At 70.7% G+C, this 26978-nt stretch carries 21 protein-coding genes and 1 pseudogene; 10 read left to right on the top strand and 12 right to left on the bottom strand.

Annotated elements, in window-relative coordinates:
* Positions 1 to 149: 149 nt before the first annotated feature.
* Together ACIQCH_RS30565 and ACIQCH_RS30560 are read right to left on the bottom strand one after the other, a co-directional pair.
* Positions 150 to 638, bottom strand: a complete 489-nt coding sequence (locus ACIQCH_RS30565) for a glutathione peroxidase (protein ID WP_402586191.1) — start codon at positions 636 to 638, stop codon at positions 150 to 152.
* A 63-nt stretch (positions 639 to 701) separates the two neighbouring features.
* Positions 702 to 1691, bottom strand: coding sequence for a hypothetical protein (locus ACIQCH_RS30560; protein WP_402586189.1), 990 nt, complete (start codon positions 1689 to 1691; stop codon positions 702 to 704).
* Positions 1692 to 1956: 265 nt separating this feature from the next.
* Between ACIQCH_RS30560 and gcl the strand changes: the two genes are divergently transcribed.
* Positions 1957 to 3735: a glyoxylate carboligase gene (gcl, locus tag ACIQCH_RS30555; RefSeq protein ID WP_402586200.1), complete on the top strand. Its 1779-nt coding sequence runs from the start codon at positions 1957 to 1959 to the stop codon at positions 3733 to 3735.
* A 171-nt stretch (positions 3736 to 3906) separates the two neighbouring features.
* Here the strand turns inward: gcl and ACIQCH_RS30550 are convergent, their stop codons facing one another.
* Positions 3907 to 4755: a TetR/AcrR family transcriptional regulator gene (locus ACIQCH_RS30550; protein WP_402586187.1), complete on the bottom strand. Its 849-nt coding sequence runs from the start codon at positions 4753 to 4755 to the stop codon at positions 3907 to 3909.
* Between the two features lie 54 nt (positions 4756 to 4809).
* Between ACIQCH_RS30550 and ACIQCH_RS30545 the strand changes: the two genes are divergently transcribed.
* Positions 4810 to 6267, top strand: coding sequence for an MFS transporter (locus tag ACIQCH_RS30545; protein WP_402586186.1), 1458 nt, complete (start codon positions 4810 to 4812; stop codon positions 6265 to 6267).
* A 478-nt stretch (positions 6268 to 6745) separates the two neighbouring features.
* On the opposite strand, the gene ACIQCH_RS30540 is transcribed toward ACIQCH_RS30545, so the two are convergent.
* From ACIQCH_RS30540 to ACIQCH_RS30530, 3 genes are all read right to left on the bottom strand, one after another.
* Positions 6746 to 8203 carry a catalase gene (locus ACIQCH_RS30540; RefSeq protein ID WP_402586184.1) on the bottom strand — a complete coding sequence of 486 codons (1458 nt, stop codon included), beginning with the start codon at positions 8201 to 8203 and terminating at the stop codon, positions 6746 to 6748.
* Positions 8204 to 8484: 281 nt separating this feature from the next.
* Positions 8485 to 9375: a 2-hydroxy-3-oxopropionate reductase gene (locus ACIQCH_RS30535; protein ID WP_402586182.1), complete on the bottom strand. Its 891-nt coding sequence runs from the start codon at positions 9373 to 9375 to the stop codon at positions 8485 to 8487.
* A 111-nt stretch (positions 9376 to 9486) separates the two neighbouring features.
* Positions 9487 to 10320, bottom strand: a complete 834-nt coding sequence (locus ACIQCH_RS30530) for a TIM barrel protein (protein ID WP_402586180.1) — start codon at positions 10318 to 10320, stop codon at positions 9487 to 9489.
* A gap of 125 nt (positions 10321 to 10445) precedes the next feature.
* Between ACIQCH_RS30530 and ACIQCH_RS30525 the strand changes: the two genes are divergently transcribed.
* From ACIQCH_RS30525 to ACIQCH_RS30495, 7 genes are all read left to right on the top strand, one after another.
* Entirely contained in the window at positions 10446 to 10697 is a 252-nt protein-coding gene (locus ACIQCH_RS30525) for a hypothetical protein (RefSeq protein WP_402586178.1), read from the top strand.
* A complete protein-coding gene (locus tag ACIQCH_RS30520; RefSeq protein ID WP_402586176.1) occupies positions 10694 to 11077 on the top strand; it encodes a helix-turn-helix domain-containing protein in 384 nt (127 codons plus the stop codon). The genes ACIQCH_RS30525 and ACIQCH_RS30520 overlap by 4 nt, the downstream gene beginning before the upstream one ends.
* 152 nt (positions 11078 to 11229) lie before the next feature.
* Entirely contained in the window at positions 11230 to 11736 is a 507-nt protein-coding gene (gene uraD / locus ACIQCH_RS30515) for a 2-oxo-4-hydroxy-4-carboxy-5-ureidoimidazoline decarboxylase (protein ID WP_402586174.1), read from the top strand.
* A 2-nt stretch (positions 11737 to 11738) separates the two neighbouring features.
* A complete protein-coding gene (gene uraH, locus ACIQCH_RS30510; RefSeq protein ID WP_402586172.1) occupies positions 11739 to 12131 on the top strand; it encodes a hydroxyisourate hydrolase in 393 nt (130 codons plus the stop codon).
* 6 nt (positions 12132 to 12137) lie between these two features.
* Positions 12138 to 13061: a factor-independent urate hydroxylase gene (gene pucL / locus ACIQCH_RS30505; protein WP_030209882.1), complete on the top strand. Its 924-nt coding sequence runs from the start codon at positions 12138 to 12140 to the stop codon at positions 13059 to 13061.
* Between the two features lie 196 nt (positions 13062 to 13257).
* Positions 13258 to 14652 (top strand): 8-oxoguanine deaminase, encoded by a 1395-nt coding sequence (locus tag ACIQCH_RS30500; protein WP_402586170.1) that lies wholly within the window; start codon positions 13258 to 13260, stop codon positions 14650 to 14652.
* Positions 14653 to 15110: 458 nt separating this feature from the next.
* A complete protein-coding gene (locus tag ACIQCH_RS30495; protein ID WP_402586168.1) occupies positions 15111 to 16457 on the top strand; it encodes a nucleobase:cation symporter-2 family protein in 1347 nt (448 codons plus the stop codon).
* A 522-nt stretch (positions 16458 to 16979) separates the two neighbouring features.
* Here ACIQCH_RS30495 and ACIQCH_RS30490 read toward each other — a convergent pair.
* Positions 16980 to 17594, bottom strand: a pseudogene (locus ACIQCH_RS30490) (Lrp/AsnC family transcriptional regulator); the annotation flags it as partial.
* A 202-nt stretch (positions 17595 to 17796) separates the two neighbouring features.
* On the opposite strand from ACIQCH_RS30490, the gene ACIQCH_RS30485 reads away from it, so the two are divergent.
* Positions 17797 to 19950, top strand: coding sequence for an ATP-binding protein (locus ACIQCH_RS30485; protein ID WP_402586166.1), 2154 nt, complete (start codon positions 17797 to 17799; stop codon positions 19948 to 19950).
* Between the two features lie 393 nt (positions 19951 to 20343).
* On the opposite strand, the gene ACIQCH_RS30480 is transcribed toward ACIQCH_RS30485, so the two are convergent.
* The 5 genes from ACIQCH_RS30480 to ACIQCH_RS30460 form a co-directional block, all read right to left on the bottom strand.
* Positions 20344 to 20778, bottom strand: coding sequence for a hypothetical protein (locus ACIQCH_RS30480; protein ID WP_402586164.1), 435 nt, complete (start codon positions 20776 to 20778; stop codon positions 20344 to 20346).
* Positions 20775 to 21980, bottom strand: coding sequence for a cupin domain-containing protein (locus tag ACIQCH_RS30475; protein WP_402586162.1), 1206 nt, complete (start codon positions 21978 to 21980; stop codon positions 20775 to 20777). The genes ACIQCH_RS30480 and ACIQCH_RS30475 overlap by 4 nt, the downstream gene beginning before the upstream one ends.
* A gap of 560 nt (positions 21981 to 22540) precedes the next feature.
* Entirely contained in the window at positions 22541 to 23758 is a 1218-nt protein-coding gene (locus ACIQCH_RS30470; protein WP_402586160.1) for a GDSL-type esterase/lipase family protein, read from the bottom strand.
* A gap of 468 nt (positions 23759 to 24226) precedes the next feature.
* Complete coding sequence (gene aceB / locus ACIQCH_RS30465) at positions 24227 to 25846, bottom strand: malate synthase A (protein WP_402586158.1); 1620 nt, start codon at positions 25844 to 25846, stop codon at positions 24227 to 24229.
* Positions 25847 to 26176: 330 nt separating this feature from the next.
* A complete protein-coding gene (locus ACIQCH_RS30460) occupies positions 26177 to 26950 on the bottom strand; it encodes an NTP transferase domain-containing protein (protein ID WP_402586156.1) in 774 nt (257 codons plus the stop codon).
* Positions 26951 to 26978: the final 28 nt, after the last annotated feature.

Genomic DNA, 26978 nt, shown 5'->3' with positions numbered 1-26978 from the left:
GCGCCCCTTGGTACCAACCGCCCCCCCGGCCGCCTCGGCCCCCGGGGGGGGGTGGGGGCCGCCCCCCCCCCGCGTGGCGGGCGGGGGGGGGGCGGCGGGGGGGGGGGGCCCCCGCGGCCGGAGCGGTCACGTGCGGGTTTCCCCGGGGATCAGGCCGGCAGGACCGCCTCGATGGCGGCGACGACCTCGTCCGACTCCGGCTCGGTGCGCGGCCGGAAGCGGTTGACGACCTGGCCGTCGGGGGAGATCAGGAACTTCTCGAAGTTCCACTGGACGTCGCCGGCCTCGCCGTCGGCGTCCGGCGTCTTGACGAGCTCGGTGAAGAGCGGGTGCCGGTTCTCGCCGTTGACCTCGCTCTTCTCCAGCATCGGGAACGTCACGCCGAAGCCGGCCGCGCAGAAGGTCTGGATGTCCTCGGCCGTGCCGGGCTCCTGGCCGCCGAACTGGTTGCACGGAACGCCGATGACGGTGAAGCCCTTCTCGGCGTACTTGAACTGGAGCCGCGCGAGGCCCGAGTACTGCGGGGTGAGGCCGCACTGCGACGCCGTGTTCACGACCAGGACGGCCTTGCCCTTGAAGGCCGCCAGGCTGGTGGGCTCGTCGGACAGGGTGCTCAGCGGGATGTCGTACAGGCTCAAGGCGTCTCCTCGGCAGGATGGGCGGGGGCCCGTCGATCATGCCCCATCGTCGGGGCGGACGGACTACGCCCCCTTCGCCACGAGCGCGTCGGCGGGGTCGTTCACCGGCTGCGGGGAACCGGTGAGGTCCATGACGAAGAGCGGTATCCCCAGCTCGTCCGCCCGCGCCCGGGCCTCCTCCGTGTAGCCCGCCAGGGCGAAGTACGCGCTGGCGGCGGAGGCCGTCAGCCCGTTCAGCCACACGCACTCCACCGCCCGCAGGTCCGCCGGCGCGGTGGTCGGGTCCACCTGCGCCACCAGTCCCGGGGCCCGCAGGTCCACGACCTCGGAGGGGATCGGCCGGGCGTCGGGCTGGCGCACGTCGGTGAAGCCGAGCCAGCGCAGGTAGAGCGCGGCGGCCGAGACGGCGTCCCGGGCGGTACGGATGGTCAGCGGCCGGAACGCCGGCCGGGGGACCGGCACCCCCGTCGGGCCGGACGTCGCCCCCGCGGCCGACCCTCCCGCGGCCGACGCTCCTGAGGGCGACGTGCCAGGGGCCGGCGCCCCCGCAGCCGGAGCACCCGGTGCGGACGTGCCCGACGGCGATCCCGGGGAGCGGCTCCCCGGACCGGCCGGCGCCGGAGCCGCCGTCAGCGGGTCCGGACCCGTGCCGGTGCTCCGGCCCGCGGGAGCGCCCCGGCCGTCACCCGTGTCCGGGCCCGCCCCGGAAGCCCCCGCGCCGGCATCGGCGGCGTTTCCCGCAACGGGAGCCGCCTCCCGCGCGCCCCGCCCCTCGCTCCCCGGCGGTCGGACCGCCAGCCGCACCACCGTTCCGCAGGAGCAGCCCACCTCCGGCTGCGGCCAGTGGTCCTCGCGCCCGCACGACGGGCACCGCACCGCGACCCACGTGTCGTCCCAGTTGCGGTGCGTCAGCGGGACCGGCGCGGCCACCGGGTCGAGCGGCGGCGTGACCGGTGAGCCGCAGGCGCAGGGGAAGACCGGCGGCACGTACGTGTTCTCGCGGCCGCACGCCGGACAGCGCACCGGAAACGTCTCGCCCACCCTGGCCGCCATACCTGCCCCACTTCCGCGTGCGCGGCCGCCTGCCCGGCCGTCCGGTCGTCGCTGTGCGTACTCCATCGTCCACGACGCGCGACGGAGCGGGTGCCCGGTCGCCGGGATTCGTGCAAACGACGGGGTCTTACGCGGCTTTTGGTGGCTTCCGAGGTCCGCACCCGCCTTGACGCTTCGGAAGACGCCTCCTAGATTGTTTCGTATAGCAGAACTGAACTTCCGGATGCCGGAAAAAGCCTGATCGCAGGAGTGCCAGATGCCCCGTATGACAGCCGCCGCCGCGGCAGTTGAGATCCTCAAGCGCGAAGGAATCACGCAGGCCTTCGGCGTGCCCGGTGCCGCGATCAACCCCTTCTACCGCGAGCTCAAGAACGTCGGCGGCATCAACCACACGCTGGCCCGCCACGTCGAGGGCGCCTCCCACATGGCGGAGGGCTACACCCGCGCCAAGGCCGGCAACATCGGCGTCTGCATCGGTACCTCCGGCCCCGCCGGCACCGACATGATCACGGGCCTGTACTCCGCGATCGCGGACTCGATCCCGATCCTGTGCATCACCGGCCAGGCCCCGGTCTCGAAGCTCCACAAGGAGGACTTCCAGGCCGTCGACATCGCCACGATCGCCAAGCCGGTCACCAAGGCCGCCACCACGGTGCTCGAGGCCGCCCAGGTCCCGGGCGTCTTCCAGCAGGCCTTCCACCTGATGCGCTCCGGCCGCCCCGGCCCGGTCCTCATCGACCTGCCGATCGACGTCCAGCTGACCGAGATCGAGTTCGACCCGGAGACCTACGAGCCGCTGCCGGTCTACAAGCCGCAGGCCACCCGCGCCCAGGCCGAGAAGGCCCTGAGCTTCCTGCTCGAGTCGGAGCGCCCGCTGATCGTCTCCGGCGGCGGCATCATCAACGCCGACGCCTCCGACCTGCTGGTCGAGTTCGCCGAGGTCACCGGCATCCCGGTCATCTCCACCCTGATGGGCTGGGGCACCATCCCGGACGACCACGAGCTGGCGGCCGGCATGGTCGGCGTCCAGACCGCGCACCGCTACGGCAACGCGACGTTCCTGGAGTCGGACTTCGTCCTCGGCATCGGCAACCGCTGGGCCAACCGCCACACGGGCTACAACCTGGAGGCGTACACCAAGGGCCGCAAGTTCGTCCACGTCGACATCGAGCCCACCCAGCTCGGCAAGATCTTCGCCCCGGACTACGGCATCGCCTCCGACGCCAAGGTCGCGCTGGAGCTCTTCATCGAGATCGCCAAGGAGTGGAAGGCCGCGGGCAAGCTCCCCGACTTCACCGCCTGGGCCGCCTCGGCGCAGGAGCGCAAGGCGACGCTGCAGCGCCGCACGCACTTCGACAACATCCCGATGAAGCCGCAGCGCGTGTACGAGGAGATGAACAAGGCCTTCGGTCCGGAGACGCGCTACGTCACCACCATCGGTCTCTCCCAGATCGCGGCCGCGCAGTTCCTGCACGTCTACAAGCCGCGCCACTGGGTCAACTGCGGCCAGGCCGGCCCGCTCGGCTGGACCATCCCGGCCGCCATCGGTGCCGCCACCGCGGACCCGGAGACCCCGGTCGTCGCCCTCTCCGGCGACTACGACTTCCAGTTCATGATCGAGGAGCTGGCGGTCGCCGCCCAGCACAAGGTCCCCTACGTCCACGTCCTCGTGAACAACGCGTACCTGGGCCTGATCCGCCAGGCGCAGGGCGGCCTCGGCATCAACTTCGAGGTCAACCTCGAGTTCGAGAACATCAACACCCCGGAGATCGGCGTCTACGGCGTCGACCACGTCAAGGTCGCCGAGGGCCTGGGCGTCAAGGCCATCCGCGTCGAGGACCCGAACAAGCTGGGCGAGGCGCTGGAGGAGGCCAAGAAGCTGGCCCAGGAGTTCCAGGTCCCGGTCGTCGTCGAGGCGATCCTGGAGCGCGTCACCAACATCGCGATGAGCAAGACGGTCGACATGAGCGACGTCACCGAGTTCGAGGAGCTCGCGACCGAGCCGGGCCACGCCCCGACCGCCATCAAGGCCCTCCAGGTCTGATCGCACACGTGAGGTCCTGAGTCCCTGCCCTCTCGGGACCTCGCACCACCGAACGGCCCCCGCCCCTCGCTCCGGAGGGACGGGGGCCGTTCGCATGCGCGGGCGGCGGCCGCTCCGGGCGCGCCGCCGCTCCGGGCGCGTGGCGGCCGCTCCGCGTGCGGGGGCCGCGTGTCAGCGGGCTCCGGGGCCCGCCGCACGGGGTGCGAGCCCCTCGATGAGTACCCGTACCCCCAGGTCCAGCCGGTCCTCGGCGCTGCCGGACCGCAGTTCCTGCGCCGTCGCGGCGAGGTGGGGATGGCGTACGGGATCCAGCGCGGCCAGCGCCGCGTCGATCCCGGCAGCCGCGTGCCGGTGGTCCAGCGCCCGCTGGAGGTGGCCCGCCGCGCCGCCGGCCCCGCCGTCGCCCGAGGTGCCGCCGGCCCCGTCGCCGTCCGAGGCCCCGGCGTCCGAGGAGGCGTCCGAGGCCCCGGCGTCCGCGGGCCCGGACGCCGGGACCTCCGCCTCGTACGAGGCCGCCCCGATGTACAGCGCGATCAGGTCGCAGCCCCAGGCGGCCCGCTGCCGCTCCACCCCGCCCGCCAGCAGCAGGCCCAGCACGCGGTCGAAGAGGTCGAGCCACGCGGGGCTGGTGGGGATGTGGCCCAGCGAGACCCGGGCGAGCCCGGGGTACGCGCTCAGGGCGCGGACGGCGTCCGCCACCGTGCCGGCCAGTGCCTCCCGCCAGTCGTCCCCATCGTCGGCGGCGCCCGCCACGGAGGCGCCCGCCACGGAGGCCGGTGCCCCCGGTAGGGGCACCGTGGCGACCACCGCGTCGAACATGAGCCGCAGCAGCTCGTCCCGCCCGGCCACGTACACGTACAGCGAGGCAGGACCGGTGTCGAGGGCCGCCGCCACGCGCCGCATGGTGACCGCGCCGAGCCCCTCCTCCCGCAGGACGGCGAGACCCGCGTCGACCACGGCCCGCTCGCTGAGCGGCGGCTTGGCGGGACGGGACCGGGTGCTGCGCTGCGGAGAACTCATGGCGGCAGCCTAGCACTTGACAACGAACAACGTTCGGCGCGAACGTTGTTCGTCATGGATAACGAACAGCGTTCGTCGCGGGCCTCGACCTCGACCTCGCCCCCTCCGTCTCCTCCGTCCCCCTCCCCGTACCGCCACCGCTGGGCGGTCCTCGCCGTCGTGCTCGCCGCCGACGTGATGGACCTGCTGGACGCCACCATCACCAGCATCGCGGCCCCGGCCGTCGCGGCCGACCTGGGCGGCGGCCACGCGCTCAGCCAGTGGCTGCAGGCCGCCTACACCCTGCCGTTCGCCGTCCTGCTGATCACGGCGGGGCGGCTGGGGGACCGCTACGGGCGCCGCCGGCTGTTCCTGATCGGCGTCCTCGGGTTCACCACGGCCTCGGCCCTGTGCTCCCTCGCCACCGGGCCGGGCTGGCTCGTCGCGGGACGGGCGCTCCAGGGGGCCCTGGGCGCGCTGCTGCTGCCGCAGGGCTTCGGCATCCTCAAGGAGACGTTCCAGGGTCCCGAGCTGGGCAGGGCGTTGGGCTTCTTCGGGCCCGTGCTCGGGTTGTGCGCGGTCGGCGGGCCGGTCCTGGGCGGGGTGCTCGTCGGGGCGGACCCGTTCGGCACGGGCTGGCGGGCGGTCTTCCTGGTGAACCTGCCGGTCGGTCTGCTCGCCGCGGCCGGTGCGGGGCGCTGGATCCGCCGGGGCCCGGCCGACCCCGCGCTGCGGATGGACGTACCGGGGATGCTGCTGACCGCGGCCGCGTCGGCCGCCGTGGTCTTCCCGCTGGTGCAGGGGCCGGAGTACGGCTGGCCCTGGTGGTGTCCGGCACTGCTGGCGGCCGGTGCCGCGGGCTTCGTCCTCTTCGCCCGGCTCCAGCCGGGCCGCCCCTCGCCGCTGGTCCTGCCCGGCCTGCTGCGCAACCGCGGCTACACCGGCGGCCTGCTGGTGGTCACCGCCTTCTTCGCGGCCTTCAGCGGCGTCATGCTGGTGCTCTCGCTCTTCCTCCAGGGCCCGTTGGGACTGTCCCCGCAGGGCGCCGGGTACGCCGTCGCGCCGCTCGCGCTGGGGATCGCCCTCACGGCCGGCCCGGGGCAGGCGCTGGCGGCGCGCAACGGGCGCCTGGCGATCCGGGCGGGGATCGTGCTGAGCGCGCTCGGACTGGGTCTGCTGGCGGTGCTCGCCGGCCCGGCGGACTGGGTCACCAGCGGCTGGCGGCTGCTGCCGGCGGTGCTGGTGACCGGCATGGGCATGGGCCTCGTGATCCCGCCGCTGTTCGACGTGATCCTCGGGGGCGTCCGCGCGGAGGAGACCGGGTCGGCGGCGGGGGTGCTCAACGCCGCGCAGCAGCTGGCCAACTCCGTCGGGGTGGCGCTGCTGGTCACCGTCTGGTCGGCGTACGGGGACCACGGCTACGCCCCCGGCACCGCGCTGGCCGGCACGGCCCTGGCGGTGGCGGTCCTCCTGCTGGTGGCGCTGCTGGCCTCGTACCGCCTGCCTGCGCAGTCCGCCGCCGGGCACCACTGAGCGTACGGACACCGCAGGGCGCAGGGCGCAGGGCGGGCCGCCGGGCACACGGCAGAGCGCCGGGTCACGGGACCGTCCGTGACCCGGCGCTCGGCCTGGGTGGTGATGACCGCCCGACGGAACGAGGCTGGCGCGACAGGACGTTCGCACCGCCGGGCGGCGTGTGTGGGGTGGGAGGTTCCTCCGGCGCCCGGGGGCGCGGGGATCACTCCTTATATATAGGGGGCTCTGTGCGTGGCCTCTATATACAAGGAGCGGCTGGGACCGTGGCGGCGAGCGACGGGAGTCCCGGTGTCCGTCCCCCTCAGGTCAAGGGACGGGCCTTTGGACGCCCATTACCACCGCACTGGCTCGCAAGCCGCCACGGTCCTCGTCCTGAACCCGTAACCGACGAACCACCCCTCATCCGGGTCCGCGGTGCCGGGCTCAGCGCCTGGTTCCTGACCTCCCGTCAGGTCCCAGACGCGGCCTGGTGGGCTCAGTCCTCGCGCAGGGCGCGGACGGCCTCCTCGACGCGCTTGCCGTAGTCGGCGTCGGCGGCGTGGAAGTGAGCCAGGTTCTTCTCGATGACGTCCTCGCGGGAGACCTGGGACAGGCCGCCGGCGATGTTCGCCACCAGACGCTGCTTCTCGTCCTCGGACATCAGGCGGTAGAGCTCACCGGCCTGGAAGAAGTCGTCGTCCTTGGTGTGGGCCGGGGCGGCGTGGGTGCCGGTGTAGCCGGAGACCGCCAGCGGCGCGCCGAGCGCGTCGCCGGTCTCGGCCGGGCCCTGGTACGAGTTGGGCTCGTAGTTCTTGTCGTGGCGCGAGCCGTTGCGCAGCGCCATGGCGCCGTCGCGGCCGTAGTTCTGCGCCGTGGTGGCCTTGGGGGCGTTGACCGGCAGCAGGGTGTGGTTCACACCGAGGCGGTAGCGCTGGGCGTCCGCGTACGCGAACAGGCGGCCCTGGAGCATCTTGTCCGGCGAGGCGGTGATGCCCGGGACGAAGTTGTTCGGGGAGAAGGCGGACTGCTCGACCTCGGCGAAGACGTTCTCCGGGTTGCGGTCGAGGACCAGGCGGCCCACGCGCTGCAGCGGGTAGTCGGAGTGCGGCCACACCTTGGTGAGGTCGAACGGGTTGAAGCGGTAGTCCGCGGCCTCGGCGGCCGGCATGATCTGGACGTAGAGGGTCCAGGACGGGTTCACGCCGCGCTCGATGGCCTGGAGCAGGTCGGTCTGGTGCGAGTTCGCGTCGTTGCCGACGACCTCGGCGGCCTGCTCGGAGGACAGGCAGCGGATGCCCTGGTTCGTCTTGAAGTGGTACTTGACGAAGAAGGCCTCGCCCTGGGCGTTGGTCCACTGGTAGGTGTGGGAGCCGTAGCCGTTCATGTGGCGGTAGGAGGCCGGTATGCCGCGGTCGCCCATCAGCCAGGTGATCTGGTGCGTCGCCTCGGGGGCGTGCGCCCAGAAGTCCCAGACGTTGTCCGCCTCCTGCTTGCCCGTGAAGGGGTCGCGCTTCTGGGAGTGGATGAAGTCGGGGAACTTGATCGGGTCCTTGATGAAGAACACCGGGGTGTTGTTGCCGACGAGGTCGTAGTTGCCGTCCTCGGTGTAGAACTTCAGCGCGAAGCCGCGCGGGTCGCGGACGGCGTCCGCGCCACCGAGGGAGTCGGCGACGGTGGAGAAGCGCAGGAAGGTCTCGGTCTTCTTGCCGACCTCGGACAGGAACTTCGCCGAGGTGTAGGCGGTGACGTCGTCGGTCACCTCGAAGTAGCCGTACGCGGCCGAGCCGCGGGCGTGCACGACGCGCTCCGGGATGCGCTCACGGTTGAAGCGGGCGAGCTTCTCGAGGAGCTGCTGGTCCTGGATGAGGAGCGGGCCACCGACGCCGGCGGTGGCGGAGTTCTGGTTGTCGGCGACCGGGGCGCCGGACTCGGTCGTAAGCACGCGCTTCGACATGGTGACCTTCCGTACGGGAGCTGCTGACGGAAAGCGTCTTCCGCCATGCGGATGAGCCTATTTTCCGGCTGAACGCAGCGTCAACAGTTTGTTGAAGAAAGTTGAAGAGGTGATCCGGACGGCGCCGGCGCTTGGGCGCGACAGGACAGGTTGTCAGCGCCGACGCCATCCGGAAACTCAGGTCCCCGAAGGGATCGCACGCCCCCTCACGGGGTCCCGGACCTGCTCGGAAGCGGTCCCGGCCCCCGGTGCGGGGAGAACCCCGGTGCGGGGGGCAGGTCTCAGACCTGGGCGCCCGAGAGGCGCTCGACGGCGCGCAGCAGGGCGGAGTGGTCCAGGCCGCCGTCGCCCTGGGCGCGCAGGGAGGCGACCAGCTGGGCGACCACGGCGCCGACCGGGAGGGCCGCACCGACGTTGCGGGCGGCGTCGGTGACGATGCCCATGTCCTTGTGGTGCAGGTCGATCCGGAAGCCGGGCTTGAAGTCGCGGTTCAGGAAGTTGTCCTTCTTGCGGGTCAGCACCGTGGAGCCGGCCAGGCCGCCGTTGAGGACGTCCAGGGCGGCCTGGAGGTTCACGCCGGACTTCTCGAGGAAGACGACGGCCTCGGCGCAGGCCTGGATGTTGACCGCGACGATGAGCTGGTTGGCGGCCTTCACCGTCTGGCCGGAGCCGTGCGGACCGCACAGGACGATGACCTTGCCGAGGGCCTCGAGGATCGGGAGGGCCTCGTCGAAGTCGGCCTGCTCGCCACCCACCATGATCGACAGTACGGCCTCGATGGCGCCGGCCTCGCCGCCGGAGACGGGGGCGTCGATGACGCGGATGCCCTTCTCCTTGGCGTTCTTGGCCAGGTCGACCGAGGTCTGCGGGGTGATCGACGACATGTCGATGATCAGGGCGCCCGACTTGGCGTTCTCCAGGATGCCCGCGGGGCCGTAGGAGATGGCCTCGACCTGCGGGGAGGCGGGCACCATCGTGATGATCACGTCGGCGTCCCCGACGGCCTCGGCGATCGAGCCGGCCGCGGAGCCGCCGGCGGCCGCGAGGCGGTCCAGCTTGTCCTGCTCCAGGGTGAAGCCGGTGACCGAGTAGCCGGCCTTCAGGAGGTTCTCGGACATGGGGGAGCCCATGATGCCGAGGCCGATCCACGCGATCTTGGGGAGGTTGCTCATGACGAGGGTTCCTTCTCTAAAGCTTCGTACGAAAAGTTCGGGGGGCGTCCGGCCGTTCGTCCGGACTTTCCGGCCCGGGTGGGGCCGGTGACCCGTGCCGCTGCGTGGCCGTTACTCGGCCGCGCGGGCCTCGGCGGGGAGCCAGGCGAAGGACGCGGCGGCGTCGGCGGCCTTGTACTCCAGGCCCACGTAGCCGTCGTAGCCGACCTTCCGGAGCTGGTCGAGGAGGTCCTCGAGGGGCAGCTCGCCGGTGCCCGGGGCACCGCGGCCCGGCTTGTCCGCGATCTGGACGTGCCCGGTCTTGGCGGCGTACTTTTCGATGACCTCGGAGAGGTCCTCGTCGTTCATCGCCAGGTGGTACAGGTCGAGCAGGAACTTGGCGTTCCCCAGGCCCGTGGCCGCGTTCACCTTGTCCACGACCTCGATCGCGGACGGCGCGCTCACCAGCGGGTAGAGCGGCGACTCGGGCTTGTTGAGGGTCTCGATCAGGAGGATCGCACCCACCCGGTCTGCGGCGCGGGCCGCGACGACCAGGTTCTCCAGGGCGAGTTCGTCCTGGACGGCCGGGTCCACGCCCTCGACGCGGTTGCCGTACAGCGCGTTCAGCGCCTTGCAGCCCACCGAGGCCGCGAAGTCCGCGGCGACGTCGACGTTGGCGCGGAAGCGCTCGGACTCCTCACCGGGTACGGACACCGCGCCGCGGTCGGGGCCGGGCAGCTGGCCCGCGTAGAAGTTCAGCCCCACCAGCTGGGTGCCCGCGTCCTCAAGAGCCTTCTTGAGGGCGTCGAGCTCGGCCTGGGCCGGCGTGGGGGTGTCGATCCAGGGCCACCACAGCTCGACCGCGGTGAAGCCGGCCGCGGCGGCAGCCGCAGGACGCTCCAGGAGCGGGAGTTCCGTGTAGAGGATCGACAGGTTCACATCGAAGCGCTGGTCCGTGTATCCCATGAGGGGTCGGCGCTCCTTCCGTATTGCGGAAGTTACTTTCTGCTTGATGGAAGGTTGCATGGGCTGCGGGGCTGATGTCAAGTGGGCGCTGCCGGATTTCGCGTACCTCGGGGTAGCTTGACCGCGTGCGATTGAGAGTGGAGTTCACGACCGAGCCCTTCGACCTCGACGAGGCCCCGGCCCACGCCGTGGCGGCCCGCGACGTCATCCAGAAGGCGCAACTGGACGCGGTGGACGTCGGCCCCTTCGGCAACACCGCCGAGGGTGAGGCCGGCGACGTCCTGGCGGCCGTCACCGCGCTGCTGCGCGACTCGCTGGAGGCCGGGGCCACCCGGGTGTCCCTCCAGGTGAACGTGATCGGAGAGGGCGCATCATGACCGAGCCCCGCGACCACCCGTTCGTCACCGCGGTCAAGCCGCTGGTCGACGCCATGGGCGGCGAGCTGATGGATCCGTCCCGGGCCGCGCCCGACGACGTCGTGCTGGCCTGGGAGGGCGAGGACGTGGTCGCCGTGCGGCTGCCACAGCTGTCGGAGTCCCTGGACCACATCCTGGCGGCCCTCGAGCGGCGCCACGGGATGCCGCTCGCCGAGCTGGACCGCAAGACCAAACAGGACGTGGTGCGCATACTGGAGGCGCGAGGCGCCTTCTCGGTGCGGCACGGGGTCGAAACGGTCGCGGGTGCGCTCGGCGTCAGCCGCTTCACGGTCTACAACTACCTGAACCGCGAGAACCCCAATAGGAACACCCGAGGGTGAGGGTCCCCTCACCCCACGTCATGAGCCGCCGCCCGAAAGAACCGGGCGGCGGCTTTTGTGTACCCGAAATTTCAACAAAGTGTTGACGCGGTGTTGCGGAGGGCGTTAGCTATGCGCAGCCCGTCAAAGCACATGGCCACGGAGGCTAACCCGTGACTTCGAGTACGACACCGGGCCTCGCCCGGTTCAACACCTTGGTGGACGCCGCGGCCCAGGCCGACCTCCACGAGGTGTGCGCCAGTTCGGCTTGGGTGAGCAAGCTGCTCGCCCAGCGCCCCTACGCCAGCGCGGACGCCCTGTTCGCCGCGAGCGACGCCGCCATGGCGGAGCTCACCGCGACGGACCTGGCGGAAGCGATGGCGGGCCACCCGCCGATCGGCCGCCCGAAGCCGGGTGACCCGACCTCCGCGCGCGAGCAGCGCGGAATGGCCGGCGCCTCAGAGGAGCTCAAGGCAGAGCTGCTCGAACTGAACCTGGCCTACCAGGACAAGTTCGGCCACGTCTTCCTGATCTGCGCCACCGGTGCGACCGGTGAGCAGATGCGGGACGCGGTCAAGGTCCGGATCGAGAACTCGGCCGAGGTCGAGCGGGAGATCGCCCGCGGCGAACTCGTCAAGATCAACCGGATCCGTCTGACCCGCCTCGTAGAAGGAGAGTGAGCATGAGCACCGACACCACGGCTTCGGTGTCCACGCACATCCTGGACACCAGCATCGGCCGCCCCGCGGAGGGCGTCGCCATCTCCCTGTCGGCCCGTAGCGGCTCCGACGCGGAGTGGACGGCCCTCGGTGGCTCCGCCACGGACGCGGACGGCCGCTGCAAGGACCTCCCGGCTCTGCCGGAGGGCACCACCCACGTACGTCTCGACTTCGAGACCGAGACGTACTTCGCCAAGAAGCAAGCCGCCGAGGCGCAGCAGGACGCCCCCCGCGTAAGGGACAGCGGTGCGTTTTTCCCCGAGGTCACGATCACTTTCGCCGTGAACCCGGGTGAGCACTACCACGTACCGCTGCTGCTCAACCCGTTCGGCTACTCCGTTTACCGAGGGAGCTAGCAGACCATGCCCACGATTCTCGGCCAGAACCAGTACGGCAAAGCAGAGAACCGCGTCGTCAAGATCACGCGGGACGGCGACACGCACCACATCAAGGACCTGAACGTCTCGGTCGCCCTCTCCGGCGACATGGACGACGTCCACTACTCCGGCTCGAACGCCAACGTCCTGCCGACGGACACCACCAAGAACACGGTGTACGCGTTCGCCAAGGAGTACGGCATCGAGTCCGCCGAGCAGTTCGGCATCCACCTGGCCCGCTGGTTCGTCAACAGCCAGGAGCCGATCCACCGGGCGCGCATCCGCATCGAGGAGTACGCCTGGGAGCGGATCGCGACCTCGGACGCGAACTCCAAGTTCATCGGCGCCGACGAGGTGAAGCACTCCTTCGTCCGCAAGGGCCAGGAGACCCGCGTCACCCAGATCACGTACGACGGCCAGAACTGGGAGGTCATCTCCGGCCTCAAGGACCTGATCGTCATGAACTCCACCAACTCGGAGTTCTGGGGCTACGTGAAGGACAAGTACACGACCCTGCAGGAGGCGTACGACCGCATCCTGGCCACCCAGGTGTCGGGTCGCTGGCGCTTCAACTGGACCGACGACGAGCAGCGCATGCCGAACTGGGAGAAGTCCTACGAGGCGACCAGGAAGCACATGCTCGAGGCCTTCGCCGAGACCTACTCCCTCTCGCTGCAGCAGACGCTGTACCAGATGGGCTCGCGCATCATCAACCACCGTTCGGAGATCGACGAGGTCCGCTTCTCGCTCCCGAACAAGCACCACTTCCTGGTCGACCTCGAGCCCTTCGGCCTCAAGAACGACAACGAGGTGTACTTCGCCGCGGACCGTCCCTACGGCCTCATCGAGGCGACGATCCTCCGCGACGGCGCCGACGCGCGCATCCCGGTGGACATGACCAACCTCTGACGAGGCTTCCGCGTCCCGGGGCACCGCAGTGGTCCCGGGGCGCGCCCCCCCGCAACACCCAAGAACTTCCTGAACTCGGCACCCGGAGCATCACACGGGGCGGCAGTACTGTCAGCTGTCAGGCCCCCGGTTCCGGTACTCAAATCCCCTGGGTCCTGCCGTGCCCGCACCGCCACTGAAAGCACGAGGAAGCCCCATGGCAGCCACTGACAGCGTGGTAGAGCGCATCGTCATTGAGAACTGTGCGATCGCGACCGTCGACGCCAACGACACCGAGTACGCCTCGGGTCACATCGTCATCGCAGGCAACCGGATCGAGGCCGTCGGCGCGGGCAGGGCCCCCGAGAACCTCGAGAACGTGGTACGCCGCATCGACGGCACCGGCCACCTCGTGACGCCCGGTCTGGTCAACACGCACCACCACTTCTACCAGTGGATCACGCGCGGTCTGGCCACCGACCACAACCTCTTCAACTGGCTCGTCGCGCTCTACCCCACCTGGGCGCGCATCGACGAGCAGATGGCGTACTCGGCGGCGCAGGGCTCCCTGGCGGCGATGGCCCGCGGTGGTGTCACCACCGCGATGGACCACCACTACGTGTACCCGAAGGGTGCCGGCGACCTCTCCGGCTCGATCATCCGCGCCGCCTCCGAGATGGGCGTCCGCTTCACCCTCGCCCGCGGCTCCATGGACCGCAGCGAGAAGGACGGCGGCCTGCCGCCGGACCACGCGGTCGAGACCCTCGAGGGCGCGCTCGCGGACACCGAGGCGACGGTCAAGAAGTTCCACGACGCCTCCTTCGACGCCATGACCCAGGTCGCCGTCGCCCCCTGCTCCCCCTTCTCGGTCTCCACCGAGCTGCTCAAGCAGGGCGCCGAGCTGGCCCGCCGTCTGGGTGTGCGCATGCACACCCACGGCAGCGAGACGGTCGAGGAGGAGAAGTTCTGCCACGAGCTCTTCGGCATGGGCCCGACCGACTACTTCGAGTCGACCGGCTGGCTCGGCGAGGACGTGTGGATGGCGCACAGCGTCCACATGAACGACTCCGACATCGCCGCGTTCGCCCGTACCAAGACCGGTGTGGCGCACTGCCCGTCCTCCAACGCCCGCCTGGCCGCCGGCATCGCCCGGGTCCCGGACATGCTTGCCGCCGGCGTCCCGGTCGGCCTCGGCGTCGACGGCACCGCCTCCAACGAGTCGGGTGAGCTGCACACCGAGCTGCGCAACGCCCTCCTGATCAACCGTCTGAACCCGGTGCACCGCGAGGCCGCGCTCAACGCCCGCCAGTCGCTGCGCCTGGGCACCTACGGCGGTGCGCAGGTCCTCGGCCGCGCCGACAACATCGGCTCGCTGGAGGTCGGCAAGCTCGCCGACCTGGTGCTGTGGAACCTCAGCACCTTCCTGCACTCGTCCATCGCCGACCCGGTCACCGCGCTCGTCTTCGGTGCGGCCGCCCCGGTCACCGCGTCGTTCGTCAACGGCAAGCAGATCGTCGAGAACAACCGACTGCTCACCGCCGACGAGGACGCTATCGCCCGCTCCACGCGGGACGAGGCCCAGCGCCTCGCGCGGATCGTCGCGCAGGCCTGATCCCCACGGAATCCGGCCGGGGGGGACGGCCCCCGGCCGGCGGCCGCGGACCCGAGCGGGGTCCACGGCAGCCGATCCGGGGGGTGCGGGCGCCCTGTGCTCGCACCCCCCGGGGCGGTGACTCGTGTGCGCGTGACGCGTGTGCGCACGTGTTTTCTCTTCACCTCCGATTTCTTCAACGCCGTTCTTCAACGCCGTTCTTCAGTGCCGTTCTTCAACGCCGTACCCAGCTCCACGGGGCGATTTGGCATGCCCTGAACAGGTCTTGAGCCTGTCGGGGCCGTAACCCCCCACCCGGCGCCGCGCCGCCTTCGCACCACCTCCCTGACACCCACGTCACCTGCCGACGTGTTAACCGACCGGAGGACGCTGTGACCACACAGCCCGGGAATCCCACAGACGAAGTCGCCGCGCCGGCGGGGCCGCATCCGGTCGACGAGACCTTGCCCCCGCTGCGCATGTTCACCAGCGGACTCCAACACGTGGCCGCCATGTACGCGGGCGTCGTCGCCCCGCCCATGATCGTCGGGCCCGCCGTCGGCCTCTCGGCCACCGAGACCGCGTTCCTGATGGGGGCCTCGCTCTTCACCGCGGGCCTGGCCACCCTGCTCCAGACGCTCGGCTTCTGGCGCGTCGGCGCCAAGCTCCCGTTCGTCAACGGCGTCTCGTTCGCCGGCGTCACGCCGATGGTCGCCATCGGCAAGAGCGCCGGGGCCGACGCCCTCCCCGTCGTGTTCGGCGCCATCATCGTGGCCGGAGTGCTCGGCTTCCTCGCCGCCCCCTACTTCGGCCGACTGGTCCGGTTCTTCCCGCCGGTGGTCACCGGCACCGTGATCACGCTGATCGGCGTCTCCCTGCTGCCGGTCGCCTTCAACTGGTCCCAGGGCGGCAACCGCCGTGCCGTCGACCACGGCTCCCTGACGAACATCGGCATGGCCGCGGCCACACTCGTCATCGTGCTGCTGCTGCGCCGGTTCCTGCGCGGCTTCCTCCAGCAGATCGCGATCCTGCTCGGTCTGGTGGCCGGGACCCTGATCGCGATACCCGTCGGCCTGACCGACTTCACCCCGATCCGCGAGGCGGACCTGATCGGCTTCCCGACGCCGTTCCACTTCGGCGCCCCGCAGTTCCAGGTCGCCGCCGTCGTCTCGATGTGCATCGTGATGCTGGTCTGCATGACCGAGTCCACCGCCGACATGCTGGCGCTCGGCCGGATCGTCGGCCGACCCGCCGACGCGCGCACCATCGAGGGCGGCCTGCGGGCCGACGCCCTCGGCAGCGCCCTGAGCCCGGTCTTCAACGGCTTCATGTGCAGCGCGTTCGCCCAGAACATCGGGCTGGTCGCCATGACCAAGGTGCGCAGCCGGTTCGTCGTCGCAGCGGGCGGACTCATCCTCATCGCCCTCGGGCTGTGTCCGGTGGCCGCCTCGATCATCGCGCTGGTCCCGCTGCCGGTGCTCGGCGGCGCCGGGATCGTGCTCTTCGGTTCGGTCGCCGCCAGCGGTGTCCAGACCCTGGCGGGCGCGGCCATGGAGAAGGGCGAGAACGCCCTGATCGTGGCGGTCGCCCTGGGCGTCGGGCTGATCCCGATCGCGGCCCCGGACTTCTACCACGCCTTCCCGAAGGATCTGCTGGTCGTGCTCGACTCCGGGATCAGCACGGGGTGTGTGGTGGCGATCGTCCTCAACCTCGCCTTCAACCACCTGGGTGCGCGGGGGGCTGCGGGTCGGGTGGGGGATGCGGCTGGTGCGGGGGCTGTAGGCGCTGCTGGTGCTGGTGGAGTCGAGGCGGTGCGGGTGCACTGAGGGGTCTGGCTCGGGCCGGCCGGCTGGTTCGGGTGGCTCGGGCCGGTCGGGTGGCTCGTGCCGGTCGGGGCCGGCTCGGGCGTCGGGGGATAACGGGGTCTCGTCCCCGGCCCCCGGCGCCGGGTCGGACCAGATGTCCGGGGTCACGCACCGCACCCGACGCCCCTGCCGGTCCAGTTCCTGCGCCGTGGACTTCCGTACGTAGAGGGAGACGGCCGTGTCCGCCACGCGCAGGGCCGGCAGCCGGCGGGTCAGTTCCGCCGTGTAGCGCGAGAGGTCCTCGACCGCGCGGAGCCGCGCGGTGACCACGAGGTTCCACGGCCCGGTCGTCGACATGCAGGCCCGGGTCTCGCGCAGCCCCGCCGCGGTCGCCGCGCACTCGGGCACCTCGTGCTCCGCCACCTCGGCCCACAGCGTCGCGGACACCGGCCACCCCGAGTGGACGTGCGCCAGTACGCACTCGAAGTGCAGGGAGCCGGCCGCCTCCAGCCGGGCCAGCCGGCGCCGTACGGTCGACTCGCTCATGTCCAGCTCCCGCGCCAACGAGGCGACGCTGCGCCGCGCGTCCCGGGCCAGCGCCATCGCCAGCGGCCGGTCCCCCTCCGTCATCGGCGCCGACCCCGACGCGGCGACCGGCTGCGCCCGGCCGCCCTGCCCGAGCGGCACCAGCTGCGCCGACTGCGCCGGCGTGAGCTGGTCCAGGCGCCAGCGGTCGGGGCCGTAGTGCACGGCCGTCACCATGGACGTACGGGTGCCCAGCACGCCGGGGATGCGCTGCACGCGGCAGGAGAGGTACCGGTACAGGCCCGGCAGGTCCGGCACCACCACGTACAGCAGCAGGTCCCGGCCGCCGGTCACGTGCTCCACCCGCAGGGCGTGCGGATCCCCGGTCAGCGCCCGGCCCACCACGGGCGCGCTGCCCGCGTCGCAGGTCACCTCGATCCAGGCCATGCTGGGCCCGTGCACCCCCGTGCGCAGGGCCAGCGCCGAAGCCCAGGCGTCGCCCGCAGCGGTGAGCCGCTCCCAGCGGCGCGCGAGGGTGTCAGGCCGGGTGCCGAGGACCGGGGCCAACCGCTCCCAGCTGGCGCGCGGGGCGAGTTGGAGTGCGTGGACGAGGGCCCGGTCGGTGTCGTCCATGGCGGAAATGGCTGAGTCCATACCTTCCCCTGGCGGTTCTCCCGGTCGTGGGGGCGGGGGACCGGGGTGACGGCCGATGATCTCCCCTTCCTGCATTCAACTGGTTGCGCGGGCCGTTGCGTTGCAGTTCAGGGAAATCGGGGATCACGGGGAACTCGGGGGAGGACGCGTGGGGTCGTCCGGCTCTGGCGTTCGCGCCACGGTGCCTGCCGAACTGTCCAGCTTCGTCGGCCGCGAGCGAGAACTGGCCACCGTCGCCGCGCTGCTCGCTACGGAGCGCTTGGTCACCCTCACCGGCCCGGCGGGGATCGGCAAGACGCGGATCGCGGTGCGGGCGGTGCGGGCAGTACAGGCGGTACAGACGGTGCGGGCGGTGCATGGTGTGGTGTGGGCCGACCTCGGTGGGCTGCCGGAGGACCGCTGGGCCGCCCTTGAGGGCGAGTTGCTGGACGTGGTCGCGGGGCGGGACGTCCTGCTGGTGCTCGACGGCTGCGAACAACTCGGCGACCTGAGCGCGGGGCTGGCCGCCGAACTCCTCCTCCGGTGCCCGCGGCTGCGGATCCTGGCCACCTCGCAGCGGAGGCTCGGCACCGAGGGCGAAGCGGTGCTGGCGGTTCCGCCGCTGGGTGTGCCGCCGGCGGGCGCCGTGACGACGTCCGATTCCTCGTCCTCGTCGTCTTCCTCGGTTTCCTCGTCTTCCTCGTCTTCTTCGCCTTCCTCATCTCCTTCGTCCGTTGTGGCTTCTGCGTCGTCCGTCCTGCCGGCGTCCGTCCTGCCGTTGTCCGTGGGGCCGTTGCCCGCGGGGCCGGGAGGGTGGCCCTCGGCGGAGGACGCCGGTGCGCGGGCGCGGATCGCCGAGTACCCCGCCGTACGTCTCTTCGTCGAGCGCGCCCGCGGGGCGGATCCCTTCTTCGAGATCACCCGGCGCAACGCCGACCACGTGGTCCGTCTCTGCCGCGCCCTCGACGGCATCCCAGGTGCTCTGGAACTGGCCGCCGGACGGCTGCACCAGTACGCCCCCGAACAGGCCCTGCGCAAGCTCGCCGCCGACCCGCTGGCCTTACTCACCGGGGGTGCAGGCCGGGGGTCGCGCGCTGACGCCGAGCGCAGCCACCGGCTCTGCTCGCCCACTGAGCAGCTGCTGTGGGAACGCCTGTCGGTGTTCGCCGGCTCCTTCGACCGGACCGCCGTGGAGGCCGTCTGCGGGTTCGGCCGACTCGGCCGGGCGGCCGCCGGAGCGGCCCTCGCCGGGCTGGCCTCCGGGCTGCTGCTCGACGCCGGCCCCGGCCGCTACCGGCTGCCGCTCTCCGTACGGGCCCACGCCGCCCGCCGGCTGGTGGCCCGAGGCGAGCAGGCCGAGGCCGCGAGGCGGCACCACGCCTGGTACGGAGCCGTGGCCGACCGGGCCGCCCGGCTCTGGCAGGGCGGTCACCAGCGCGAGGCACGCGCTCTGGCCCTGCGGGAACTGCCCGATCTGTGCGCGGCGATGAACCCCATGGCCGGCTCCGGCCCCGGTCCCGCACTCGAGATCGCGGTCTCGCTGTGGTTCCTCTGGGTGGCCTGCGGCCTGCTCGCCGAAGGACGCCGGCACCTGGAGCGGGCGCTGGCCCTGCACCCCGCCCCGCGGCCGGCCCGCGCCCTGTGGCTGACCGCCTGGATCGCCGCGTGCCTGGGGGAGTGCGATGGCGCGGATCCGCTGCTGGTGGAGGGCTGGACGGCCGCCGTGCACGAGGGCGAGGACGCGTCCCTGGCGTACCTCGGGCACGTCCGCGGCACCGTCGCGGTGTGGGAGCTCCGCACGCGCGAGGCGGTGGCGGAGTTCGCCGAGGCGCTGGAGCTCCTGCCCGCGGAGCCAGGGTTCGGACCCGGCCGGGCCGCGCTCGTGGCCTCGTACACCCTGGCGCTGGCCCGCGTGGACCCGGCTGCGGTGCCGGTCGAGGACGGTCCTTCGGAGCTGCCCGACGACGCCTGGGCCCGCTCGTGGATCCGGTACGCGCACGCGTCCGTCCTGCGGTTGGAGGCCCGGGCGGAGGCCGCCCGCGCGGAGCTCCTGCGTGCCCTGGAGGCGCAGCTGGCCCTCGGGGACCTACTGGGGCTGGCGGCCTCGGGCGAGCTGCTGGCCGCGGTGGTGGCCGACCTGGGTCGGCACCAGGGCGCTGCCCGGCTGCTCGGTGCGGTGGACCGGATCCGGGCCGCGTTCCTGCGGGACGCCCGGGCGGTGGCCTACTGGGCCCGCGGGCGCGCGCCGCGCGAAGCGCTGCTGCGGGCCCGGCTCACCGAGCCGGTCTTCGAGCGGGCGTACGAGGCGGGGGCGCGGGCGGGGTTGGGGGCGCTGGTGGGGGAGGTGGGTGGGTGAATGACTGCTGAGGGGCTCCTCGCTGCTCAAGCACTGAGGAGCCCCTCACAGATCACGCCGCCTCGCCGAGCACCGGGTTCTGAGGACACTGCCGTGCAGGCCGAGTCGGCCGTCGGCCCCGAGTGCCTCAGCGGGAGTGCCCTGTGCTGCTCAGGCGATTGCGCAGTGCCTGCGCCACAGGTACATGGTGGCGCGGCGGCCGGCCGGCAACGGCCACGTGCGGTTCGCGGAAGCGGCTGCCGAGGGGTGGGGCGCCGCCGCGAACGTACGGAGGTGGTGCAGCCGGAGGCCGCTGAGGCCAGGGCCAGGGCAGAGGCGGAGCGCCTGGAGGCAGCGGAGGCGGCCACGGCCGTGGCCGCCGCTCAGGCAGACGTGCGGGCTGGAGCGCCCGATTCAGCCAGTCGGGTCATATCCTGGGTCGTTACCAGGATCGCCCCAATTCCAGTCGTCCTTGAACCAGTGTCCTCGTTCGGAGCTGCCCGATGACAGATCATCGCGGAGGGTGGCCGGGAGGTTTTCCAGCTCCCTTTCCGTCGGCGGCAAGACCACATGCAGGACACTGGGTCCGTTCGCATGGAACTCGATGCGAACCCGATCAGATGAGCCACTCCCGTCCCCGTCGAAGCTGTCAGAGTTCTTGACTAGGTGTGTGCGGAACTCCTCATCGACCATGGCGCGTGCGGCTGCCTTCTTGAGGCGCTTGTCGTCGTACCGCGGGTCCAGGAGGGGGAGGGTATCGCCCCAGTGGCGCAGTGCGCTCCGGCCGAGGCTGCTCATGAGAGACCCGATGTCACCCTCTTCGCCATTCCCCGACTTTTCATTCGTCATTTCTGCAGAACCTCCAGTAGGCCTTCTGTGACCAGTCGCTTAATGAGCTCCATGCGATCCTCCTCGTGCATCCTTCCTGGTAGGTCGCCGATCGCAAACTGCTCGTTCTCGGCGACGAATTGAAGTGTTGGAGCGATGGAGTCAGGTCCGGAAACGTAATTCCCCCCGAATTCGATAGTGGCCCGACCGTTCGCCGAACCTACGAGGCAGAGGGTTTCTGGACGCCGTGCAACGATTGAGGTGCTGGTCAGACTGGCGACTGCATCGAGGGAGCGGAACTGCGAGATGCCGGCAGCCGCATCCGAGGCGAGAAATCGCGAAGCGATCCGCTCCTTGGCCCTTCCCATCAATTCGGCGCTACAGAGAGCCTCCGCCACGCGGCGTGACACTTTCTTTACATAGTCCATGTCAAGAGGCTTACGCATGTATCCAGCTGGTAGGGCGTTGCGGAGCGCCACGTCCTCGTCTGCGAGAAGCTCGAGTGCCTCACTGAATAGGTCATGCCAGCGAAAGGCGTTGATGCCAATCGTTAGGTGCAGCGACGAAGACGCCCCGGTAATGGCTTCATGCCTGTAGCCGCGAGGGAGGTAGAGCATGTCTCCGGGCGAAAGGTCGTAGACCTGAAAGTCTGGAATTTCCTGCTTTTTGTATTTAGTCTGCGCCAGTGGCAGCGGGGAAGTTGGTGTCGACACGTGCCATTCTTTCGTCCCGTGAAGTTGCAGAACGAATACGTCATGCGTGTCGACGTGCGGGGGAAAGCCTTGAGCGCTTTCCGGAGTGAGGTACAGGTTCGCCCCGATCGGATGGTGCATCGTTGCCTGCAATCCGCGACATAGGCGGGCGACCGGGCTTGATCGGCGATGCACCTGGTTGATCACTACGGTAAAACCGCTGTGATAGGAGCGGTAAATTCCGTGGATGTCCACCGAGGCGTTGGAGGTAACTCGTGCGCTTCGATCAGAAGAGGACCCGTCCGCCTCAAACCGGGTGAGGCGCTCACCGTGCCTTGAGTTTACCCGGTTGGACACCGTGGTAGAAAGTAGCTCATCCACCGAATCCAAATCAGGCAAGCCTGCGAAATATGCGGCATTGTCACGCCGAACGCATAGAGGTGCCGTTTCGTAATGGAGTTTGTAGAACTCGTCGGACCCGAATGGGTGGATCAGCCAATCAAGGCCGTGGCTCATATCGATCGAAGTCACTCATTCAGAATTGCATCCTGCCGGGACGGCGGGAAACAGGACACGGCCAATCTCACCCAATTGCAGCAGGAGCTCCTTCCCGTGAAAGGGAATCGATTCTGCGGCGTTGCCTGTGGGCTGACGGTCCGCTTGAATGCCTGTTTTGCCCTCTTTGATTTGACGGCGGGTACGTCGCGTGACGCCGCGGGGCCGGCTTCCGTGAGCCGGCGTCCTGCCGTTCTGCTCCCTCGACGGGACGGCTCGCCGACCCTCAGGTGATGCGGCCGGCAGGCCGGCAAGCCTCCGCCAGGCCGGCGTGGGCGCGTGGGCGCGTGGGCTCAGGGCGAGGTGCTTTCGATCCGCAGCGGGCGGCGGCTGGCGTGGGCCGCGAGGCGGGCGGGGGAGGTAATGATCTTCTCTGCGGGCTGACGCCCGCGACCGACACGAGCGCCCAGAGGGCCGATCGCATCGGCCCTTTGAAGCGCGACGTCAAGTTGACGGAGGCTCAGTGCGCGGGTCTCCCAAGGCACCCCTGGGTGGGGTGCCTTGGGAGGGTGGTGCTGGGTGCTGGGTATTCGTTCTTACGGGGCGGCGGTCAGGTACATGCCGCTCGCGTCGCTGCCCGCCGTGTTGCGGCAGGAGTTGCTGGCGGTCGCCGACTGGGCGTAGGCGAGGGCCAGGCAGCGCTGGAGGGCCAGCTGGCCGAAGTGGTTCGGGTGCATCGACTCCTGCACCTTGCCCTGCGTCTCGCTGCTGTCGATCCACCGCGCCCACTCGCTCGTGGTGGCGGACGCCGGTGACGTGGCGCTGACCAGCTTGCTGGACTTCGCGCAGACCTCGCGGCCCTGGAGCATGTCGCGCAGGTCGAGGAACTGTGCGCCCTTCGCCGCGGCCACTGCCTTCAGCCGTCCGGCGAGCTGCGGGACGAGCGAGTCCCGGGCCCAGTCGGAGTCCCGGTTCCAGAACGGGCAGCCGCCGCTGTTCACCCGGCTCCAGCCGCTCTCGGAGTAACGGTTCTCCGCGGCGCGGGGGATGGGGGACGGGTAGGACTGCAGCACGATCCGGTAGGAGGAGCTGCTGTAGCCGGCCGTCGACATCACGGCCCGGATCTCGTCGATGGCCTTGCCCACCTTGGTCATCACGCCGTCGATCTTGGAGTCCACGGCCGTCTGCTGGTCGTCGTAGCAGTACGAGTACCAGACGATGTAGTCCGAGGCGCAGGTGGTGATGATGTCGGCGAAGCCGAGGTCGTTGCCGCCGATCGAGAGCGCGATCGCCTTGACGTCGTTCGCGGCGGCCACGGCGGCCAGCTGGTCGGCCTGCGGAGCCTCGCCCTTGTACGAGACGCCGCCGTTGGCGGACCGGAAGACGTTGTCGCTGACGGCGCCCGAGCAGGCCAGGTTGATCACCTTCTGCACGCTGCCGCCCGCGCCGTTGACCTCGGCGGAGTCGGAGCGGTCGCAGCCGTTGGCCGCCGTGGCGCCGTAGACGCGGCTGGGGTCGTACGTGCTGCCGCTGACCCAGGCCCGGTCGGTGCCGTCGCGGCTGCCGCTGTTGGTCAGGCTGTTGCCCTTCCAGCGGCCGGCCTCGCCGGAGATGTAGCTGTCGCCCATGCTCACGAAGGCCGTCGGGCCGTTGCCCGGGCTCGCGGTCGCGGGCCCGCTTCCGGCGGCCACGAGGGCGCCGACCAGGAGCGGGAGAGTGCAGACGGCCGCCGTGAGCCGTCGGCGCGGGGCGGACGGGGACGTGGGGGACGTGCTGGACGTGCGGGCGGTGCGGGAGGTGCGGAATCCGATCACTGCGGAACTCCTGCGGTCGGCCACGCCCGAGGAGGAAGCGGACAACTCGGGCGCATGGCTGGGGAAGTGGGGGTACCGCCGGCCGGTGGCGACAGGAATGTGTCATGGCTTGTTTTGTTACCGCTAGGTAGCGTCAGATTTCGATTGGGTAACGACCGACCGGTCGTTCGGGTGGGCGATGGCTGCGCCGTCTTCCGCTTCTGTTCGCGTTTCGGTTCCGGTTGTGCGCTCTGCGGACGGGTGGGTGTGGCTCCGAAGTGCTGGGGCTCCGGCGGCCCTCCCGTTCCGCTCCGGAAACGCCTCGGCCCCCGGTGCGGGGCACCGGGGGCCGAAGGGTGTTGTTGGGTCGAGCTGTGCTGCGTCGTGGCGTGTTGTGGTGTGTTGCCCTGCGTTGTGGTGCTTGGTGCTTGGTGCTTGGTGCTTGGTGCTTGGTGCTTGGTGCGTGGTGCTGAGGCGGCTGCTGTGCGGTCAGCCGATCAGCTGCTCGTACGCGGGGAGGGTGAGGAAGTCCGCGTAGTCCGCGTCCAGGGAGACCTGGAGGAGGAGGTCGTGGGCCTGCTGCCACCTGCCGGCCGCGAAGGCCTCCTCGCCGATCTCGGCGCGGATGGCCGCGAGCTCCTCGGCGGCGACCTCGCGGGCGAGGTCGGCGGTGGCGAGCTCGCCGTTCTCGAAGACGACGCCCGCGTTGATCCACTGCCAGATCTGCGAGCGGGAGATCTCGGCGGTGGCCGCGTCCTCCATGAGGTTGAAGATCGCGACCGCCCCGAGGCCGCGGAGCCAGGCCTCGATGTAGCGGATGCCGACCTGGACCGCGTTGCGCAGACCGTCGTACGTGGGCTTGGCGTCGAGGGAGTCGATCGCGATCAGGTCGCCGGGCGCGACGGCGACGTCCTCGCGCAGGCGGTCCTTCTGGTTCGGCTTGTCGCCGAGGACGGCGTCGAAGGAGGCCATCGCGATCGGGACCAGGTCCGGGTGGGCGACCCAGGAGCCGTCGAAGCCGTCGCCGGCCTCGCGGTCCTTGTCCGCCTTGACCTTCTCAAAGGCGACCTTGTTGACCTCGGCGTCCTTGCGGGACGGGATGAAGGCCGCCATGCCGCCGATGGCGTGGGCGCCGCGCTTGTGGCAGGTGCGGACGAGGAGTTCGGTGTACGCCCGCATGAACGGGGCGGTCATGGTGACCGCGTTGCGGTCCGGGAGGACGAACTTCTCGCCGCCGTCACGGAAGTTCTTGACGATGGAGAAGAGGTAGTCCCAGCGGCCGGCGTTCAGGCCCGCGGCGTGGTCGCGCAGCTCGTAGAGGATCTCCTCCATCTCGTACGCCGCCGTGATCGTCTCGATCAGGACGGTCGCGCGGACGGTGCCCTGCGGGATCCCGACGTAGTCCTGCGCGAAGACGAAGATGTCGTTCCAGAGGCGGGCCTCCAGGTGCGACTCCGTCTTCGGGAGGTAGAAGTACGGGCCCTTGCCGAGCGAGATGAGGCGCTTGGCGTTGTGGAAGAAGTACAGGCCGAAGTCGACGAGCGCGCCGGGGACCGGGCGGCCGTCGAAGCGCAGGTGGCGCTCCTCCAGGTGCCAGCCGCGGGGCCGCATCACGACGGTCGCGAGCTCGGCGGCCGGCTTGAGCGCGTACGACTTGCCGGACCTCGGGTCGGTGAAGTCGATCCGGCGCTCGTAGGCGTCGATGAGGTTGAGCTGGCCGAGGACGACGTTCTCCCAGGTGGGGGCGGAGGCGTCCTCGAAGTCGGCGAGCCAGACCTTGGCGCCCGAGTTCAGGGCGTTGATGGTCATCTTGCGGTCGGTCGGACCGGTGATCTCCACGCGGCGGTCGTTGAGCGCGGCCGGCGCCGGCGCGACCTTCCAGTCGCCCTCGCGGATCTGTGCGGTCTCCGGGAGGAAGTCGAGGTGGGAGGTGCGGGCGATCTCGGCTCGCCGCTCGGCGCGACGGGCGAGGAGCTCGTCGCGGCGGGGGGTGAACCGCCGGTGCAGCTCGGCCACGAAGGCCAGCGCCGCTTCTGTGAGGACCTCGTCCTGCCGGGGCAGGGGCTCGGCGTCGACGATGGCCAGCGGGGACGGCGCTGGTGCTGACATAACTGTCACTCCTTCAGCGGCGGTGCCTGGCGGCCGCGGGGAATGCTCGTGCAGTCCCGCTGTTGCGGCACGGAGTGCCGTGTGGCGGGAGAGTTCCGTCAAGCGGTCGCGGGCGCCGTCTGTGGTTCAGGGCGCTTCTGACCAGTGGATAGTAATTTCCACGTGGTGGAAGTTCAATGGTTTGTTGATGTCGAGATTCTCTGGGTCGACAGAAACCCGGTCCGGGTGGCTCTGAGTGCCATGCCGGTCACGGGGTGCGGTTGGGTTGGGGGGACGGCTTGGAGGGTTCGCCAGTCTGGTCGGGGTGCTCGTCTCTCGGGTGCTCGTCTCTCACTCCAGGCGCCCGAGGTCCTCGGGCGTGTCGATGTCGTAGGGCTCCGCGATGTCGGCGCACTCGACCAGAGTGAGCTCCGCCGCGTGCTTTGTCAGGTGAACACGCGCACCGCGGTCCCCCGTAGCGGTGGCGGCGATGTCCGCCCAACGGTCGGAGCCGAAGAGAACGGGGTGCCCGCGTTCGCCGTCGTACGCCGCCGCGGCGAGGGACGCCGGCGAGCGGTAGGCGGCCAGGACGCGCTTCAGGGCCTCGGGGCCGATGCCGGGCTGGTCGACGAGGGAGACGAGCGCGGCCTGGGGGCGCGGGGTGGCGTCGGTGGGGGAGGTGGGGGAGGTGGGGGAGGTGGAGGAAGCAAGGGAGGCGAGGCCCAGGCGGAGCGAGGAGCCCATGCCCTCCGCCCAGTCGGGGTTGTCGACGACGGTGCAGTCGGAGAGGTCGGCGCGCTCGCGGACTTCGGCGGCCGAGGCGCCGAGCACGACGTGGATCGGGTCGCAGCCGGCGTCGCGGAGGACGCGGATGGCGTTCTCGACCAGAGGGCGGCCCCGGTGCGGGAGGAGGGCCTTCGGTCGGCCGCCCAGGCGGCGGCCGCCGCCGGCGGCCAGGAGGAGGCCGGCGATTTTGGGGGTGGGGGTGGGTTGGGTGGGTCGGGTGGGTGTGGGTTCGGGTGTGGTGGGTTGGGTGGGTTCGGGTGCGGTGGGTTGGGTGGGGGTGGGTTCGGGTGCGGTGGGTTGGGTGGGGGTGGGTTCGGGTGGGGTGGGTTCGGCGGTCATGGGTTCTGCTTACCACTCGAGTGGTGGT

It is taken from the genome of Streptomyces sp. NPDC093225, from assembly GCF_044753805.1.
Lineage (GTDB): Bacteria > Actinomycetota > Actinomycetes > Streptomycetales > Streptomycetaceae > Streptomyces.
The sequence above is the reverse complement of the archived record's forward strand: the minus strand, read 5'-3'. Positions and strand labels throughout refer to the sequence as shown.

Bases quoted from the DNA above. Each gene is read 5' to 3' on its own strand.
- ACIQCH_RS30560 (WP_402586189.1), bottom strand. From the start codon at position 1,691: ATGGCGGCCAGGGTGGGCGAGACGTTTCCGGTGCGCTGTCCGGCGTGC.
- gcl (WP_402586200.1), top strand. From the start codon at position 1,957: ATGACAGCCGCCGCCGCGGCAGTTGAGATCCTCAAGCGCGAAGGAATC.
- ACIQCH_RS30550 (WP_402586187.1), bottom strand. From the start codon at position 4,755: ATGAGTTCTCCGCAGCGCAGCACCCGGTCCCGTCCCGCCAAGCCGCCG.
- ACIQCH_RS30545 (WP_402586186.1), top strand. From the start codon at position 4,810: ATGGATAACGAACAGCGTTCGTCGCGGGCCTCGACCTCGACCTCGCCC.
- ACIQCH_RS30540 (WP_402586184.1), bottom strand. From the start codon at position 8,203: ATGTCGAAGCGCGTGCTTACGACCGAGTCCGGCGCCCCGGTCGCCGAC.
- ACIQCH_RS30535 (WP_402586182.1), bottom strand. From the start codon at position 9,375: ATGAGCAACCTCCCCAAGATCGCGTGGATCGGCCTCGGCATCATGGGC.
- ACIQCH_RS30530 (WP_402586180.1), bottom strand. From the start codon at position 10,320: ATGGGATACACGGACCAGCGCTTCGATGTGAACCTGTCGATCCTCTAC.
- ACIQCH_RS30520 (WP_402586176.1), top strand. From the start codon at position 10,694: ATGACCGAGCCCCGCGACCACCCGTTCGTCACCGCGGTCAAGCCGCTG.
- uraH (WP_402586172.1), top strand. From the start codon at position 11,739: ATGAGCACCGACACCACGGCTTCGGTGTCCACGCACATCCTGGACACC.
- pucL (WP_030209882.1), top strand. From the start codon at position 12,138: ATGCCCACGATTCTCGGCCAGAACCAGTACGGCAAAGCAGAGAACCGC.
- ACIQCH_RS30500 (WP_402586170.1), top strand. From the start codon at position 13,258: ATGGCAGCCACTGACAGCGTGGTAGAGCGCATCGTCATTGAGAACTGT.
- ACIQCH_RS30495 (WP_402586168.1), top strand. From the start codon at position 15,111: ATGTTCACCAGCGGACTCCAACACGTGGCCGCCATGTACGCGGGCGTC.
- ACIQCH_RS30480 (WP_402586164.1), bottom strand. From the start codon at position 20,778: ATGACGAATGAAAAGTCGGGGAATGGCGAAGAGGGTGACATCGGGTCT.
- aceB (WP_402586158.1), bottom strand. From the start codon at position 25,846: ATGTCAGCACCAGCGCCGTCCCCGCTGGCCATCGTCGACGCCGAGCCC.
- ACIQCH_RS30460 (WP_402586156.1), bottom strand. From the start codon at position 26,950: ATGACCGCCGAACCCACCCCACCCGAACCCACCCCCACCCAACCCACC.